The organism is Sphingobacteriia bacterium, assembly GCA_017304685.1.
In the GTDB taxonomy this organism is placed as follows: domain Bacteria; phylum Pseudomonadota; class Alphaproteobacteria; order Rickettsiales; family 33-17; genus JAFKLR01.
Window position 1 is genome coordinate 997820 of record JAFKLR010000003.1, and the last position, 19155, is coordinate 1016974.

12 protein-coding genes are annotated in these 19155 nt (G+C 31.5%); 4 read left to right on the top strand and 8 right to left on the bottom strand.

Annotation, left to right across the window (positions count from 1 at the left end):
• Nucleotides 1-294: 294 nt before the first annotated feature.
• Nucleotides 295-1935: a ShlB/FhaC/HecB family hemolysin secretion/activation protein gene (locus J0H68_04690; GenBank protein MBN8827983.1), complete on the bottom strand. Its 1641-nt coding sequence runs from the start codon at nt 1933-1935 to the stop codon at nt 295-297.
• Between the two features lie 236 nt (nt 1936-2171).
• On the opposite strand from J0H68_04690, the gene J0H68_04695 reads away from it, so the two are divergent.
• Entirely contained in the window at nt 2172-7364 is a 5193-nt protein-coding gene (locus J0H68_04695; GenBank protein ID MBN8827984.1) for a filamentous hemagglutinin N-terminal domain-containing protein, read from the top strand.
• A 96-nt stretch (nt 7365-7460) separates the two neighbouring features.
• On the opposite strand, the gene fabF is transcribed toward J0H68_04695, so the two are convergent.
• From fabF to J0H68_04730, 7 genes are all read right to left on the bottom strand, one after another.
• The gene (fabF, locus tag J0H68_04700) at nt 7461-8717 is read right to left on the bottom strand and encodes a beta-ketoacyl-ACP synthase II (GenBank protein ID MBN8827985.1); all 1257 of its coding nucleotides are present in this window, start codon (nt 8715-8717) and stop codon (nt 7461-7463) included.
• Between the two features lie 20 nt (nt 8718-8737).
• Nucleotides 8738-8977 carry an acyl carrier protein gene (locus tag J0H68_04705; protein ID MBN8827986.1) on the bottom strand — a complete coding sequence of 80 codons (240 nt, stop codon included), beginning with the start codon at nt 8975-8977 and terminating at the stop codon, nt 8738-8740.
• Between the two features lie 34 nt (nt 8978-9011).
• Complete coding sequence (fabG, locus tag J0H68_04710; GenBank protein ID MBN8827987.1) at nt 9012-9752, bottom strand: 3-oxoacyl-[acyl-carrier-protein] reductase; 741 nt, start codon at nt 9750-9752, stop codon at nt 9012-9014.
• A 256-nt stretch (nt 9753-10008) separates the two neighbouring features.
• Nucleotides 10009-11289, bottom strand: coding sequence for a serine--tRNA ligase (gene serS / locus J0H68_04715; protein MBN8827988.1), 1281 nt, complete (start codon nt 11287-11289; stop codon nt 10009-10011).
• A 96-nt stretch (nt 11290-11385) separates the two neighbouring features.
• Nucleotides 11386-12732 (bottom strand): ribosome biogenesis GTPase Der, encoded by a 1347-nt coding sequence (gene der, locus J0H68_04720; protein MBN8827989.1) that lies wholly within the window; start codon nt 12730-12732, stop codon nt 11386-11388.
• 5 nt (nt 12733-12737) lie between these two features.
• Nucleotides 12738-13934, bottom strand: coding sequence for a PQQ-binding-like beta-propeller repeat protein (locus tag J0H68_04725; protein MBN8827990.1), 1197 nt, complete (start codon nt 13932-13934; stop codon nt 12738-12740).
• Nucleotides 13912-14511: a hypothetical protein gene (locus J0H68_04730; GenBank protein MBN8827991.1), complete on the bottom strand. Its 600-nt coding sequence runs from the start codon at nt 14509-14511 to the stop codon at nt 13912-13914. The genes J0H68_04725 and J0H68_04730 overlap by 23 nt, the downstream gene beginning before the upstream one ends.
• A 272-nt stretch (nt 14512-14783) precedes the next feature.
• Between J0H68_04730 and J0H68_04735 the strand changes: the two genes are divergently transcribed.
• The 3 genes from J0H68_04735 to J0H68_04745 all read left to right on the top strand — a co-directional run bounded on the left by J0H68_04735 (nt 14784) and on the right by J0H68_04745 (nt 19137).
• A complete protein-coding gene (locus tag J0H68_04735) occupies nt 14784-16265 on the top strand; it encodes a hypothetical protein (GenBank protein MBN8827992.1) in 1482 nt (493 codons plus the stop codon).
• Nucleotides 16266-16343: 78 nt separating this feature from the next.
• Entirely contained in the window at nt 16344-18569 is a 2226-nt protein-coding gene (gene parC, locus J0H68_04740) for a DNA topoisomerase IV subunit A (GenBank protein ID MBN8827993.1), read from the top strand.
• An 82-nt stretch (nt 18570-18651) separates the two neighbouring features.
• Entirely contained in the window at nt 18652-19137 is a 486-nt protein-coding gene (locus J0H68_04745) for a hypothetical protein (protein ID MBN8827994.1), read from the top strand.
• The last annotated feature ends 18 nt before the right edge of the window (nt 19138-19155 follow it).

Genomic DNA, 19155 nt, shown 5'->3' on the forward strand with positions numbered 1-19155 from the left:
TAAGTTAATAAAATATTTAACTAGATTATTTGTATTAAAAAATCATCAATACATTGTTGACGTCTTATATATCAAATGTTACGATTATTTTACTTGAGGGGAAAATATAACCATTTTTCCTTTGTAAAATCGTCATTTTATCTATTTCTTTTGTTAATAATATAAAACTCTAACTATAACTTTTTGAATTAATACCTCCGTAAAAAATTCTAATTGATTTTATAGTTTTATATTATTTTTAAATAGATATAAGGCAATTGGTTTTCCTCTCAAGTACAATTAAAAAATAGCTTTTTAAAATATACTTTTAATTTGGAACCAAAATTGATTCTTATTATTATCGCCAACAAACTTTTTAGTTCCAGCTTTTAAAGGCCTTGATTGAATTAATTCTAAATTTACATTTTTAAATAAATTAACATTAACTTTGGCCCCATATCCTGCCAAACTATAATCATTATATATATTTGTATCTAAACCTTGCCAACCTGTCCAAACGCTTTTATGTCTTTTAAGAGTTGCATAATCAACAAATGGACCCATTATTACATCTGCATGCTGATTTTTATAAATATTATATAATAATTCACCTTTAAAAAGAGTACCACTATCTACTAATCCTTGTTTAGTTTTAAATCCTCTTACTCCATCTGGACCACTCAAGGAAATTTTTTCAACTGGATCTAAATTATCAAAAGCATGTTGCCCTTTAACTTGTAAATATAAGCCAAATTTATCATTAAATTTTTGAAATTGTTCTGCTGAATAAATAATTTTTGAGAATTGACCTCCAGCTTTTGCTCCTGCATCATCTTGGATTCTATCCGAGTCATCTTTGAAACTTAGCTGACCTGCTGCTACTCCTAAACTCAAATTTGACTGTCCACCATATAATACTTTATTGTCAAATTTACCTGAAACATTTAGTTTTGCTAAATTAATATTTTTATTATTCAACGTGCCTAATGTTGTCACATTTTTAAGCTTTTTATAATCGTAACCAGTACTTATATTTACACTTTTGTTAAATTCAGTAATAATTGGCTGTGATATTCCTGCAGATATTGTATTTGCTTTACCTTCAGGTTGTAAAGAGTCAAAATATTCTTCTGGTAATTTATATTTTACGTGAGTAGCACCTAAATTTACTTTAGTTCCATAATTCCCTATAGGTAATTGATAACCAACTCTTCCATAAATCATTCCTTTATCGCTGCTACTTAAGTCTAAAGTAAAAACATCACCTCTTTTAAAAGGGCTATTAATTTGTACAAAACCATGGCCATTATATCTACCTACTTCATTGCTACCATAATTATTACCACTTAAACCTTTTACTATTTTTTGCGTAGGAGTAGCTTTTACAATAATATCAAATATATCCTTTTCACTGCCTTGCACTATGTCAGAAGTTATTTTTATTCCTGCCATTTCATTAGCTAATAATATAGCTTTCTCAATTTTTTTAACATTTATAAGTTCACCACTCTTGATATATGTTTCTAATATATCTCTTATAAGAGAAGTATTTATGTCTGATGATTCATTATTTATTATTATTTCACCAAATTTAGGTTCGTATATGGTTAAAGTTATGGTATCATCATCAACCATTTGCTTCTGAATATAAACCTTTGCAAAATTATATCCTTCATCGTGGTAAAGTTTGTTAAGTTTCTCAGTTAGTGCTTGTAAATTCTCAATCGTTAAGTCTTCTGTAAGATTATCATCAATTATTGATTGCAATCTTTCTTCAGGGAAAATTGGATTTCCTTCTATTAATAAATTAGTTACTTTAACTGTAGATAAATTTCCTGAGTTTATATTTTTTGTAGATTTTAGTTCATTTATTTCATTATCAAAAGCTAAGGTATTTTTATTATTAAGAATATTACATGCTAAGAAAAATAAAATATATTTAACATAAACTTTCACAAATTACCTGACCGTTTAATTTTTTTAATAAAATCATACACTTATAATTATTAATAATTTAACTAAAAATGTAAATAGTTAATTGTATTACAAAGAAATATTTTTTTTAACTATTTACTTTTAGATAAAAATATTTAATAATTAATATATTAATATTTTAACTTTTTTGAAATATAGTAGTGATATATAAAAAAATACTTTTTACAACGAGTTTATGGTTTTCGTTTTGCAGTAATGTGGTAGCGGATGAAATTCCTGCTCCTTTACCTAATGCCTTACCTACTGGCGCTGATATTGTTCAAGGTAACGCTACCCTTAACTACTCAGATAATAGACTAGATATTAATCAAAACACTCCTTCCCTTACTACTAACTGGAACTCTTTTAACATCGGTGAATCCGCAACTGTTACCTTCCATCAACCCTCTACTGACGCTATCGCTATTAATAAAGTCATTGGCTCAGATATGAGTAAAATATTCGGTAACCTCGAAGCTAATGGTAAAGTTTATCTTATTAACCCTAATGGCGTTATCTTCGGTGAAAATGCTTCTGTCAATGTCGGTAGTATAGTTGCTTCAACATTAGACATGTTAGAAAAAGATTCCTTTAAAGGCAAGGATGGTAAGATAATAAACTATGGCTCGATTAATGCTAAAGAAATAGTAGCATTACTTGGTAAAGAGGTTATCAACGAAGGATTCATTGTCGCTAAAATGGGCGTTGCTCTTGCTTCAGGCAGTAAAATAAAACTTGATTTTGATGGTAAAGGTTTAATCAATGTTGTTGTTGATGAGCCTATTTTAAATGGTTTAATTGAAAATAAGAAAGTCATCGTTGTTGACGGCGGTAAAATCATCATGCGTGCAAGCACTAAAGGTGAATTATTCGATGCCGCTATTAAAAACTCAGGTACCATCCAAGCTAACAGAGTTATGAAAAAAAACGGTAAAATTTATATTGATAGTGAAGATGGTAATTTTAAAAATGAAGGTACAATAGAAGCAAACGAAGGACATATTGAAATTACTAGCAATCGATTATTTAACTCTGGTGAAATTAATACAAATGGCACTAAAGGTGGTGACATTAAGGTTAATGCCAATACTATAATCCAACAAGGTAATATAAGTGCTGACGGTACAGAAGATGATGGCGGTAAAATCGATATTGATTATGAATATAAATATATTGAATCTTCTTATGGGCAAATTAGAGCAAGAGGTAAAAATAAGGGTGGTAAAGTTAAAATCAAAGGAAATGAGAATAGCCACTATTTTACTTCCGGAGAAATTGATGCAAGCGGTGAAAAAGAAGGTGGTACAATAGCAGTAACCGCTGAAGCCTTAAAATTATTCGGCGCAGATATTAAAGCTGAAGGAAAGAATAAAGGTGGCGACATAAAAATAGGTGGTGATTTTAAGGGTCATGGCGCTATTAGTCAGGCCAAAGAAACCATAGTTAATAATTCAACTAATATTTCTGCAAAAGCTACTGAAAATGGTAGTGGAGGTAACATAGTCGTTTGGTCAGATGAAAAAACTGAATTTACAGGTACAATAAACGCAAATGCTGGAATAAATGGTGGCAACGGTGGAAAAGTTGAGGTTTCATCTAAAAATAAATTTTATTATGGCGGTGAAGTTACAGCAAGTGCTCCTAACGGTGAAAAAGGTGAAGTAATTCTAGATCCTAAAAATATAACTATAAGTAATACAGGAGGAGGATTTCCTTATTACGAATTAATTGATCCTTCACCGAGTGGCGGTAACGCATTCGGTACGAATGTTAAAATATTAGGGAATGGGAATGTTGTGGTCGGAGTACCAAATGATGATGCAACAGCTTCTAATGCTGGAGCTGTTCATTTATTCCACGGAACAACTGGGTCATTAATAAGTACTTTTACAGGTGCAAGAGCTGGGGATGCTGTTGGCAGTAACTTATACACTCTTACCGGTAATAATAACTTTGTAACTCAAAGCTCAACTGTAGGTGACGGAATTAATACAAGCGTTGGAGCAGTAACTTGGATAGATGGCACACTTGGTAGGACTGGTTCTGTAAGTGCTGCAAATAGCCTTATGGGAAGCACTACAAACGATCAAATTGGAAATGCTGGGATTGAAACAGGAGTTGTAGCTTTAACTAACGGTAATTATGTAGTTGTAAGTCCAAATTGGGATAATGGTGCCACATCTGATGCTGGAGCAGTAACTTGGGCAGATGGAACTACAGGGAGAATAGGTTTAGTCTCAACTGCAAATAGTTTATATGGAACAACTGCAAGTGATAGAATAGGCTTTAGTGGAGTTACAGCCTTAACGAACGGACATTATGTTGTTGGTTCTCAAAATTGGAATAATGGTGGAGGTGTAGCTTTTGCTGGGGCAGCTACCTGGGGTAATGGTGGTACCGGTATAACCGGGGCTGTTTCTACTCTTAATAGCTTATATGGTAGCACCACTGGTGATTCTGTCGGTTATAAAACATATGCTTTAACTAATGGTAATTATGTTGTAGCCAGCCCATTCTGGGCGAATGGTGGTACATCTTTAGCTGGAGCAGTAACCTGGGGTAATGGTGCCACTGGTACAACCGGAGCTGTTTCTACACTTAATAGTTTATATGGAACAACTGCAAGTGACAGGATAGGTGGCAATGGAATCACAGCCTTAACAAATGGTCATTATGTAGTCGTAAGCTCGTTTTGGGATAATGGTGGAACTGCTGACGTTGGAGCCGTAACGTGGGGAGATGGGGCTACCGCAGGTGCTAGGCTTACTGGAGCAGTTTCTACAACTAATAGTTTATATGGAACAACCTCTAATGATAGAGTAGGTCAAACTGGTATAACTGCACTAACTAATGGCAACTATGTGGTAAGAAGTGCTGACTGGAGTGGTGGTGGAATTAGTTTAGGAGCAGCTACATGGATTAATGGTAGTAATGGACGTACAGTTAATGGAAACACTGGAGAAGCAATTGATAATACTAACAGTTTAGTAGGACAAGTAAATTATGACCAAGTAGGTGTTGATGGTGTTTATGCTCTTACTAACGGTAATTATATAGTAGCAAGTAGCATATGGGATGCCGGTTCTGGCATTTCTAATAGAGGCGCAGTTACTTGGGGAGATGGTACTACTGGTATATTTGGGAATATAACCGCATTAAATAGTTTACTAGGTAGTACGAATGGCGACCAACTTGGTCAATCCATAACTCCTTTAACAAATGGAAATTATGTAATATTAAGTAGAACTTGGCGGAATGGTGGGGTAAACTCATTTGGTGCTGTAACATGGGCTAATGGTAGCGCAGCAATTACAGGAAGCGTTGATACCACTAATAGTTTATATGGTACTACGCATAATGATTTATCAAATAGTAGTGTCGTAGCATTAAATAATGGAAATTATGTTGTAATAGCTCCAAATTGGGATAATGGCGCCACATCTGAAGCTGGAGCAGTTATCTGGGGAGATGGCGCAACAGCTGGAACAAGACTTACTGGCGCAATTTCTACAGCTAATAGTATTTATGGTTCAACCGCAAATGATCAAGTTGGAAGTAATGGTATAGTAGCTTTAGCTAATAATAATTATTTGATTAATAGTCCATTATGGAATAATGGCGCTATAGCTGATGCCGGAGCAGTAACTTGGGCAGATGGAAGTAGTGGTAGCACAGGAGCTGTTTCTTCATTGAATAGCATTATTGGTACAAGCGCAAGTGCAGGAAGCAGCTTAGGAAGTTTGGATAATAATACTGTAAGTAGTTTTTTAGCTCGGTTCCCAAATGATGGTACTGGTAAAGTTTATATTGGGTTTAAAGACCCTACCTTCCTTACTTTTAATAGAGGAAGAGTAGGAAATTTTAACATTCATCCTTCCTTTTTAACTAATATATTGAATGCTGGCACTGCAGTAACATTACAAGCGAATAATGATATTACAATTAATAGTCCTCTTACCGCTAATAATGGTGGTGGGAATGGTGGTAATTTAACCCTACAAGCAGGTAGAAGTGTTCTAATTAATGCAAATGTTACTAGTGATAATGGAAATATTACTATTATTGGTAATGAAACTACAGCTGATGGCGTCATTGATGCTCAACGTGATGCAGGTGCTGCTACTATTACTATGGCTACAGCAACTACTCTTGATGCAGGAGCAGGTAATATCTCTATTACCTTAAAAGATGGTGCAGGTAAAACTAATACTACTAGCGGTGATATAACTTTAAGCTCCCTTAATGCTGCACATGTTTTAGTTCAAAATGATGGGCCAACTAACGGTAGTAATATTTTGAAAAGCGCAGGCACACCTACAATTACCGCAACTTCTGCAGCTTTTGATATTTCTAATGCCACTAATATTATTGGTTCAGTTGGTACTTCCGGAAGTCATATTTCAACAAATATTTCTAATCTTGAAGCAAGTACTCAAGGTGGAAATGTTTATATTAATAATGGCTCAACTGATTTAACTATTGGGGGAGCCACACTTGGTGGATTAACCGGTATCAATACTAATGGCGGTGATTTATTTATTACTTCAGGCTTATTTAATAACACTGAAATTATTTCAGTAAATGATTTAACTATTAACAGTGATGATGATATTAATGATAGCGCAGTTATAACAACCACTGGAAATGCTTCATTTACGACTACTGGAGCTAATAAAAATATTACTCTAGATCAAGTAAGTTCTTATAATGGGGCTGTTAGTTTAAATACATCAGATGGAAATGCATCAATTATAAATTTAACTACCAATCTAGATTTAGGAAATTCTACAGTTAATGGAGATTTAACCATATCTACCGTAGGAAATATTACGGATTCAGGTAATATAAATGTTATAGGAACTAGTAGTTTTACTACTACAGGAATTGGTACCGATATTACTTTAGATAATGCTAGTAGCTATACAGGATCTGTTAGTTTAAATACTAATGACGGAAATGCTACTTTAACTAATGTTACTAGTGATTTAGACTTAGGATCTTCTACAGTAAACGGTGACCTAATTGTATCAACAATAGGTAATATTAGTGATTCTGGATCCTTAAATGTTAGTGGAAATTCTTCTTTTGCTACTACAGGTACAAATAAAAGAATATTACTTGATGATGTTGCAAGTAATTATGGAGGAAGTGTTACATTAACTAATAGATCCAATACGGTTGTCTATTCAAGTGTCACACCTGGAACAACGTTTGACATTACAGCACCATTAGAACCATCAGAACCAGAAACTCCTGCTGTTAACACTTTATTCAACTCTTTTATCTCATTTATTATGAAATTAGAAGACACTTTATTTTCTTCTAATTCAGAAGAAAATTTATATAAAAGCGATAAAAAAGATTTATTAAAAACTTCTAATACAATACAAAAGAAAATTGATAATAACTAATAGTCAAAATTTATAGAAGAATAATAAAAGAGAGAGTTAAAAAAAATACCGGATTATGTATATAAAACAATCCGGTATTTTGAAATAATTTAATGATTATATCTTTTTTAACACTAAAGCTGCGTTTGTCCCACCAAATCCGAATGAATTTGAAAGTGCATATTCAATTTTTCTTTCTTTAGCTTTATAAGGCACTAAATCAATATCACAGCCTTCCGAAGGGTTATCAAGATTTAAGGTTGGGGGTGCAATTTGATCTCTAATTGCTAACGCTGAAAAAATAGCCTCAACTGCTCCTGCCGCTCCTAATAAATGACCAATCGCTGATTTAGTTGAAGACATAGAAAGTTTATAGGCATGATCGCCAAATAATCTTTTAACTCCTCCTAATTCAATTTCATCACCTAGAGGTGTAGAAGTACCGTGGGCATTAATATAGTCAATTTTTTCAGGAGTAATTTTAGCACTTCTTAAAGCACCTTGCATAGCTCTAAAGCCACCTCTTCCTTCTGGATGAGGTGCAGTAATATGATAACCATCTCCAGTTAAACCATATCCTACTACTTCTGCATAAATTTTCGCACCACGCTTTTTAGCATGTTCATATTCTTCTAATACTACTATCCCGGCACCTTCTCCCATTACAAAACCATCACGATCTTTATCCCATGGGCGACTTGCTTTTTCAGGAGTATCATTGAAAGCAGTTGATAAAGCTCTTGCAGCTGCAAATCCGGCAAGACCGATTCTACATACCGCCCCTTCAGTACCACCTGCGACCATTACATCTGCATCATCAAATGCAATTAAACGTGCAGCATCACCAATTGCATGCGCACCTGTTGCACACGCAGTAACTACCGCATGATTTGGCCCTCTAAAGCCATATTTTATTGAGACATGTCCAGAAACTAAGTTTATTAAACTTGCAGGAATAAAAAATGGGCTAAGCCTTCTAGGACCATTTTCATGAACCATTATTGAATTATCTTCAATTGATGGTAATCCTCCAATACCAGAACCGATTAAAACCCCTGTTCTATCTAGACTTTCATCATCTGTAGGCATCCATCCAGAATCTTCAATAGCTTCCTGGGCTGCAGCCATTCCATAAATGATAAATTTATCCATTTTCTTTTGGTCTTTAAATGGCACAAATTTTTCGGCATCAAAACCATTAGGTTGATCTTTAGCTGGGATAACCCCTGCTACCTTTGCTGGTAAATCTGAAACATCAAAATGTTGAATATTTTTTAGGCCAGATTTACCACTAAGGATACCTTCCCATGAATTTTGAGCCCCACTTGCGATTGGGGATACCATACCTATTCCGGTAATTACAACTCGTCTCATTGGACTTACTATTTTAAATGTTAGCTATTTACTTTTTCACGAATGAAATTAATGGCATCAGAAACTCTTTGAATTTTTTCTGCTGCATCATCTGGAATTTCAATCTTAAACTCGTCTTCTAAAGCCATTACTAGCTCAACTTGGTCAAGACTATCAGCTCCTAAATCGTCTGTAAATGCAGATTTATCTTCGATTTTAGATTTATCTACACCTAAATGTTCAGAAACGATTGTAAGAACTTTTTCTCTAACTTCATCCATAATGATTTTCCTTGCTTAAGTTAAAAATGAAAAATTAAACCATGAGCATGCCACCATTCACATGAATGGTTTGGCCGGTAATATACCTAGCCTCATTGCTCGCTAAAAATAACACCGCAGCAGCTATGTCACTTGGTTCGCCCATAAATCCTGCTGGGATATTTTTTGATATTTTATCTTTTTGATCTTGAGTTAATACGTCTGTCATTCTAGTTGCTATAAAACCAGGAGCTACAGCATTTACTGTAATTCCTCTAGTAGCAGCTTCTTGAGCAATTGATTTAGTCATACCAATCATTCCTGCTTTAGAAGCGGAATAATTAGCTTGTCCTGCATTTCCTGACACACCAACAACTGAAGATATATTTATAATCCTTCCCCATTTTGATTTCATCATATATTTTATAGCACCACGATTCATAGCAAAAGCTGAAAACAAATTAACTTTTACTACTTCTTCAAAAGCTTCATCAGTCATACGCATTGCAAGGCCATCTTTAGTAACACCAGCATTACAAATTAATATATCGAGTCCACCCATTGCTTCATATGCTTTATCAATTAATTCACCGGAAGCTTTTGTATCACTTAAATTACAAGCAAAAACATGAGTTTTACCTTTTAAAGTTTTTTGAAACTCAGTTAATTTTTGCTCATTTGTACCAGAGAGGCTAACTTCTGCGTTATGTTCAAGGAGATAAGTAGCTATCTCTGAGCCAATTCCACCTGTGGCACCTGTTAATAATACTTTTTTTCCTGTTAAATCAAAATGCATAAATTTTAATTGTTTAGTTATTTAACACCTTTCAATTTGTCTAAACTAATATAAAAATTTGTCAAGTGATTAGTTATATACAATAAGTGAATATTTTTTTAGATATCCCTTATAACCGCTTGATTTTCTATAAATTATTTAAACAACTTAATCATATTAATGTATAATTTAAAATCTCTTAAGAAATTACTATAATATATGACTGCAATTTACGTCAATATGTATAACTAAAGAAAATATAGTCACTTTAAACCTACTATTTTTTCGGCTCTATTTTATCCATTCCCATAAATGGCCTTAGAACTTTTGGGATTTCAATTCCCCCATCAGCAGTTTGATGATTTTCCATAACTGATATTAAAGTCCTACTTAAGGCCATAGCAGTACCATTAAGAGTATGTACAAATGTATTGTTACCAGTAGAACTATCTTTAAAACGTATACCTAAACGACGAGATTGGAAATCTGTACAGTTACTTGCAGACGTTACTTCCCCATACCCTCCACTTTCACCTTTTCCAGGCATCCAAGCTTCTATATCATATTTTTTATAAGCAGGCGCTCCTAAATCGCCTGAACATACTTTTACTACTTGATAAGGTATTTCTAAATCGCTATAGATTTCCTCTTCCAAAGCTAACATTTCTTCTAAAGCTTGCTCGCTTTCAGAAGGCCTTCTAAATTGATATAATTCAACTTTTGTAAATTGATGAACTCTGTATAACCCTTTACTTTCTTTACCACCTGCTCCAGCTTCAGTTCTAAAGCAATGACTAATAGCTGCATATTTTAAAGGCAGATCATCTTCTTTTAAGATTTCTTCTGAATGTAAACCTCCAACAGCAATTTCAGCAGTTGCAATCAGGCTTAAATCTGTATCTTCAATTCGATAGGTGTTAGATTCATTTCCTCTTGGAGCAAATCCAGAGCCTTGTAAAATTTTATTTCTCGCTAAATCAGGGGTTAATAGTGGTTTATAACCGTTTTGTATAGCTTTTTTAATAGCAAATTGACTTAAAGCCATTTCTAATAGCACTAATTCATTTTTAAGGAAATAGAATTTTGCCCCAGCAACCTTAGCTCCCCCTTCAAAATCAATTAAATCTAAATCTTTTCCTAACTCTAAATGGTCTTTTGGTTTAAATGAAAATTGCCTTGGCGTTCCAACCTTTTTTGTTATAACATTATCTTCATCGGTATTACCTACAGGAGAATCAGAAGATAGCAAGTTAGGAATAGTAAGCAGCTCTTGATTAAGCTCATTTTCAACTTCAATAAATTTTTCATTTAAAGCATTAATTTGAGCTTTAAGGTTTTCACCTTCTTTTACCAAAGCTTGTTTTTCATCAAGGGTTGCTGTAGGAAATTTTTTAGCAATTTGATTAGAAGTTGCTCTTTTTTCTTCTATTTCTAGTTTTAGTTTTTTTGTATTTTGATAAAGATTAATTACTTTATCTACATCTGCTGTAACATTTCTATTTTTAATGCTTTCTTTAACTTTGTCAGGATTTTCAACAATAAACTTAATATCTAGCATTTTAGCGTCTCCTCATATTTATTAACTCCACCTATATTTACTATCTAAAAAAATAAATAGCAACTAGTAAGGTTAATTTTTAAGGACTAATAAAACTTATTTTTCAGAAGAATAAGGATTTTTAGTTTTTCTTAAATTAAATCTTAAAGGTACAGATTTAAGTCCAAAATCTTCTCGTAAATGCCGCATCATATATTTTTGATAAGGTTTACTTACAAGTTCAGGATGGTTTGTAAATAATAAGAAACTTGGAGGACGCGTTTTGATTTGCCTAATATATTTTATCCTAACTCTTTTTCCGCTAGGAGCTAAAGGTAAAGGATGTTCGCTTGTTATATAATCAAGCCATTGGTTAAGCCTTCTCTTATCAAGAGTAATGTTCCACTCCTTATGTAGCTCAATAGCCTTATCAATAAGCTTATAAATATTTATTTCATTTTGAGCAGAAAGAGTTATATAAGGTACAAAATCAAGATATTTATTAAATATCTCTATCCTTTTATCTACTAACTTTTGAATTTCATTATGGTCTTTTATATTGTCACATTTATTAAACCCTAAAATAAGACATCTACCCTCTTCTAGAACTTTTTCAGCAATTTGTAGATCTTGTACTTCAAGAGCATTATTAACGTCCATAAGTAAAATTACAATTTGCGCAAAATTAATAGCTCGTATTGAATCACTAACTGCAAGTTTTTCTAATTCATTTGTAATATTACTTTTTTTTCTCATCCCTGCAGTATCAACAAGCTTAATTTTTTGCCCTTTATACTGCCATTCTATAGCAATTGAGTCACGTGTAATCCCAGGTTCAGGACCAGTAAGCACTCTTTCTTGCTTTAAAAGAGCATTTATTAAAGTTGATTTACCTGCATTTGGCCTTCCCGCAATTGCAATGCTAATTACTTCTTCGTTATTTTCATTATTTTCTTTTGTAATTTCTCTCGATAGATAAGGGTCTATTACATCGAATAAACTCATTAGACCTTCACCATGTTCCGCCGAGATTACCGCATATTCCTTAAATCCAAGCGCAAAAAATTCACTTACATTTTCTTTAGCTTGTTTATTCTCAGCTTTATTAATAAGTAATACTACTGGCTTGTTTTTTTTATGTAACCATTTAGCGAAAGTTCTATCTTCAGGTAATAACCCGATTTGACCATCTACAATAAACAATACCAAATCACAAAAACTAATTGCTTGTTCTGTTTTTAAAGTCATTCTGCTCGCAAGCTCATTTTTAGCAGCTTCTTCAAGGCCTGCTGTATCATAAACAGTAAACTCTATAGGACCAAGTCTTGCGTGACCCTCTTTCCAATCTCGGGTGACACCTGGAGTATCTTCGACTATTGCATGTTTTGAACTTGTTAGCCTATTAAATAATGTGGATTTACCTACATTAGGTCTACCTACTAAGGCTACTTTAAAATTTTTCATTGTTATTATTTTATGGATAAAAATATTAATTTATTTTTGGCAGTTAAAATTATTTTATTATAATCTTTAAGCGCCCCTTTAATTTTGTGCTTTAAATTAATGGTAGTTTTAAGCTTACCATTTAAAGTATCAATTATATAAACCTTACCGCTATCAGCGATAATATTTGCACCTGCATTAGATAAATATAAACCAACCACTTTTTCTTTTTTATCTAATACTTTATTTACATTCCAATAAATTTCTCCCGTAAGAGCATTTAAAATATTTATATTATTGTTTACATCTGAAACTAAAGCTATATTTCCTGATACATCTAATTTGTTTATCATTTTTAATGCAACTTTCCATATAGTATTACCATTATATTTATTTATTGCAAAAAGTCCTGACGAAAAATTTGCAAGGTAAATTATATCTCCATACATTTGAGGGGTTAGAGAAAGATTATAAAAAACTAAACCCGTTGGATCAAATTTTGTTGCTGCAGTAAATTCCCACATTGGTTGTTGGGTCAAAATATTAACCGCCCTTAAAGTACCGTCTTTTGTTGAAAAAAAGGTTATTTCGCCATCATTGAGAAGATTTAAATTTGTTTTAGCAATAATTTCATTAGAAGAATCTTCAATTAAAAAACTTGGCATACCACTTTGTATATCTATGCATGAAACAGAGAAATTAATTAATTGAGTACATACATTCCTATTAATTTCCATCGGGCGTGAGCGAGCAGGATAGTCAAAATTATAAGACCATACCTCATGACCATTAAGAGTATAAGATTTTATGGAGTTTGCATTAGTCAAATAAATACTATTATTAACATAAATTCTAGGATTTTTAAGCTTACTAACTCCTTCTAAAGGAATTTCTGAAATTCCTTCTTGATTTACTAAAGCTATCCTTTTTCCTGCAATGACAAAAGTGTTTTCATATAAATTATGAATAGCTGTCACTTTACCAGAAAAATCGTTTATATTAAGAATTTTTAGGTTATCATAATCAATTGAATAACTCGGCAATTGGAGAGATGTTATATCCGATTTACTATTTTCTACCTCTTCTTCAAAAGGGCTGACTCTTTTTCCTTCTAATTTTTTAGGGGGCTTTGAAAAAAAATCTAATTCAGAAAAAGTAGAACATGCATTTAGCACTAAAATTAATAAAATTAATAATATATTATTTCTTTTTTGAATTCTCATAATTTTTAATTTCCAAAACTTTATTATACGCTTCTACTCTGTGAACAATTGAATTTGGAATTATCTCTTTATTCTTTAATTCGTTTAATTTAGCTGAAGCTTCTTTTATTCTATTAAAAGCTATGTCATTTAAAGCTTTAATTTCCAGATCTTTTAATTTTAAAATTTCATACGTATGATCACTATTAGCATCATGAATGCTTGATAATTCAGCGATTAACTGAAATTTACTATTTTTAAGTTTTTCAATTACTTCATTAGTAAAATTATTTAAGTGACTATTCTTATAATATAGTGCTAAGTCGGAAAGTGTTTTATGTTTAGCTTCAATTATTTCATCTAGAATTAAATTAGCTTCAACAATTTTATTACTTTCAATATGATCAATAGCCTTAATAAATTTATCCCCAAGCATCTCATTTTTTCTATGTTCTCTACTTTCGAACCATAAAAACAGCGCTACTAACAATAGAGAAACACCTATCGCCAATAAGAAACGCGACGCATTATTGATTATAAAGCTATATATCTTCTCTTGCTTAATTTCGTCTTCTAATTCTTTTATTAGGTCGCTCATAAAAGTTTTTAACCTTTGTACTTATGATTCATAAATATTAATTAAACATGTAAGTAGTGTTATGCTCTTAGTATATTTATCATTAATATTAAATGAACTCAACTGCAAAAAGCAAATAATATTAAATAATAGACATTAAGTATTCTCATTAACATATTGAAGAATATAAATAAGCATTATTTACTAAAAGTTAGTAGCTTTAATATTATTTACTATTTATATACCTTGCCATATAATTAAAGTATTAATACTTTAATTTTTATGAAACAATCATGCGCAATTCAAGACAGAAAAATGAAAATTCTGCTACTCCTGAAGAGAAAATTGCCGGTAAATCTTTAAAGGAAAAAATAAATGATATTTGCTTAAGATTTAAATATAAGAGCAATATATTAGATGAGAATATTAACGAAAGAACAAATCAAGAATTTAATAACTCTAACCCTTTTAATAAAAAGAAAATAAGTCATTACAAAATTATAAGTGAAAAAACAGAAGGCCATACCAAAGGAGCTTTTTGTTATGTAGACGATTTTAAAGAGTTCAATGGAATTTGGCTGGTAAAGGAAGCTCCAGACAGAGAAATTGTATGTGAAATTATTGGAAACTCTATTTATAAATATTTATTAAAAAATAAAGCTCCTGATTTAATATTACTCGAGAACGATTTACCTAATAGCAAAACATTTTCCAAAAAGGTAATTATAGGATCAAAATTATTTTATCCTTATATAATGCTTAAGGAATATATTGAAAAAACAAAAACAGGAGATGGTAAAGAAGAAAATAACAACCTTTTATATAATGAGTTCTATGAAATAATTGCCGCTTCATTAATTGGTGGAGATGATGACATACATTCAAAAAATATTTTACTAGTGAATAATCTAAATAATTTTCATTTTGTAAAAGTAGATCAAGGTAACTCTTTACAATTTTATGCCAATACTAACAGCACTCACCCTATGCAGTTACTTAAAAAAGCTATGATAAGATTTGACTATAAACCTAATTGGTTTTTAACGAATAATTTTATAAAAATATTAACTAAGAGCTTTAATATTGCACAGCAAATTGAGTTAAAACAAGGTATTAAGTTATCAATAGAAGAGCTTAAAAAAAACTTTGGGACCAGCTTATTTAATAATAGTGGCTTTAATTTATATGATTACCAAATCGAAAATTATACTGAATTAGAAAAACACGTTTTAAGCTGTTTTGAAAATAATTTAGCAAAAATAAAAGAAGTTATTTTAGTATTAAAATTAGAAATTTTAATTAAAGAAATATCTATTAATTCATCTTCGCAAGATTCGTTAAAAAGGATACAAGCATTAGAAAGTTTAGCTACATTATTGTCAGAATATCCAAATGTAATTGACGCAAAATTAATTTGGTTTTCTGATGAAAAAAACGAAATTATTGACCCACCTCTTGCTTCTAAAATAAGTGTTACAAGGTATAGTTTTTATCCTACCTTTGGTCATCAAATAAATAAAATGACTTTAGCAGAATACGTAGCAAAGTATTATCCACACTCAAAAAATGAAATAACATGTATAATAAACAACGCTCAAACGTTAAATAAAAATCAAAACAATCAAACAAATACTATATTACCTAAAGTCATGAAAAGAATATCATTAAATGAACAAATTGATGGTAGCAGCCTTAGGAGTACTGAAGATAAAAGAAGAGAATCTAAATTTACTAAACACTTATCTATTAGTCCTTATTCTAAAAACAAGAAATAATATATAAAAAGGTATTGATTTTTATATAGTTTACATACTAAGGTAAGTAATACTAACATAAAAATATAAATAGAAAGAATGTCTAAATCAGGTGAAGTAGTTACAGTAGATTTTAATCAAGCATTAAGTGAAAGATACCTTTCTTATGCAATGTCCACAATAATGTCTCGTTCGCTTCCTGATGTACGCGATGGCTTAAAACCTGTACATCGCAGATTATTATATGCAATGCTTCAATTAAAACTCGATCCGAAATCAGGTTATAAAAAATGCGCAAGAGTTGTTGGTGACGTAATAGGTAAGTACCATCCCCACGGAGATGTTGCAGTTTATGATACACTTGTAAGGCTTGCCCAAAGTTTTAGCGTCAGATATCCTCTTGTCGATGGACAAGGTAACTTTGGTTCTATTGATGGAGATAACGCAGCTGCTATGCGTTATACTGAAGCAAAATTAACTGAAGTTGCAATGATGTTACTCCAAGATATTGATAGAGAAACAGTTGATTTCAGACCAACTTATGATTCTTTAGAACAAGAACCTATATTATTTCCTGCTAATTTTCCTAATTTACTTGCAAATGGATCTGAAGGTATTGCTGTGGGTATGGCTACAAGCATTCCTCCACATAATGTTCATGAAATTTGCGATGCTTTACTGGCTTTATTAGATAAACCATCAATTACAATTGAGGAAATAGTTAAAGATATTAAGGGTCCTGATTTTCCTACAGGCGGCATTATAGTAGAGCCTATTGAAAATATAATACAAGCATATAAAACTGGACGCGGAAATTTTAGAGTAAGAGCAAAGTGGGAACAACAAGTTTTAGCACATGGCTTATATCAAATTGTTATCACTGAAATTCCTTATCAAGTACAAAAATCAAGACTTATTGAAAAACTAGCCGATTTATTTAGAGAAAAAAAGTTAGTTCTTATAAGCAATATTCGTGATGAATCTACTGAAACTGTTAGAATAATTATAGAACCTAAAAATCGTTCAGTTGACCCTGCAACGCTTATGGAAGCTTTGTTTAAATTAACTGAACTTGAAACAAAAATTTCACTAAATATGAATGTATTATCTAAGGATTTAGCTCCTAGGGTAATGAATTTAAAGGAAGTTCTTGAATCTTTTATTGAACATAGAAAAGAAGTTATAATACGAAGATCAAATTATAGATTAGGACTAATTAATCAACGTCTTCATATTCTTGAAGGTTTACTTATAGCCTATTTAAATATAGATGAAGTAATAAAAATCATTCGAGAAGAAGATGAGCCGAAAGCTATAATGATGAAAAAGTGGAAGCTAAGTGACATTCAAGTAGATTCCATTTTAAATATGCGTTTAAGGTCTTTAAGAAAGTTAGAAGAATTTGAAATTAAAAAAGAACAAGATAATTTATTAAAAGAAAAAACTGAATTAGAAGAAATTATAAATAAACCAAATACTCTTCTTAAAGTATTAAAAAATGAAATTAAAGATCTTCAAAAAAGATTTGGGAATAATACAGAAATAGGAAAAAGACGCACTGAAATTATTCATGAGCAAATTAATACACAAGTAATTGATATTAATGCATTCGTTGAAAAAGAACCTATAACAATAATCTATTCAAAAATGGGATGGATAAGAGCCGTAAAAGGTCATGGTGATGAGGTAATCGCTGATCTAAAATTTAAAGAAGGTGATGAATTAAGTTATATAGCAAAAGGACATACAACTGATAAACTATTAATGTTCTCAAGTAATGGCAGGTTTTACACTATTCCTTGCGACAAAATTCAAAGAGGTAAAGGTTTTGGCGAGCCTATAAGAATATCAATAGATTTGGAATCAGATCACGATATTGTTTATATGAATGTACATCAAACTGGAAACAAATTATTGCTAGTAGGCAATACTGCAAAAGGCTTTATAGTTGACGAAGATTCGGTTATAGCTCAAACCAAAAATGGTAAACAAGTGATGGACACCGGAAAAGATGGAGTATTTGCTTTAGGAGCACTTCCAATTTATGGAGATCATGTTGCGGTAATTGGAGAAAATAGAAAATTACTCATTTTCCCTGTCCATGAAATTCCTTCAATGCGGAAAGGTCAAGGTGTCACATTACAAAAATACAAACAAGGCACTGTTTCTGATGTAAAAATATTTAATATCAAGGATGGTTTAACTTGGATTAACAAAGGAAAAGAGTATAAAATTGCTGATCTTACACCTTGGATTGCACATAGAGCAACTGGTGGAAGAATGGCTCCTAATGGCTTTCCTATGAATAATAGATTCGAGTTGTAACATATATTAACGTCATCTTGACAATTAACAGATTATTAACTATATTAACAATTATTAATATAGTTAATATAGTTAAATACATATGTTCATAAAACTCTTAAAATCAAATTTTCTTAAACCTATTCTTTTTAAAGCTATAGGTAGTACCTTTTTGATGACTTTTTTAAATATTCGCGCTTCTTTAATGTTACAAAATAACTCTAAAGAACAGAATGAAAATTTTTCACTTTCAAAAATTATTTTATCTGAATTTACTATAAAACTATTATATAGTATAGGAATACAAATTTGCTGCGCGATTTCTTATAATTTATTTTTACTTAATAGTTTTTGGTGTACAGCTCCTTATTTATACGCTGCATTGCGTATAGGGTATGACACTTATAAAGATATAAATAAGGATAACGACACAAAATCGCATAAACCAATATTTCATACCACTAATTTATTTCTTGCGGTCGGTACAGGGATAGCCGTTATAGGTTACAGCCTTGATAATAATTTTAGAGATATTTTTAATGTTAATGATATAAAAAATGTAAGTAATGTAGTATCAATAAGTAATTAATACTACATTACTTACATT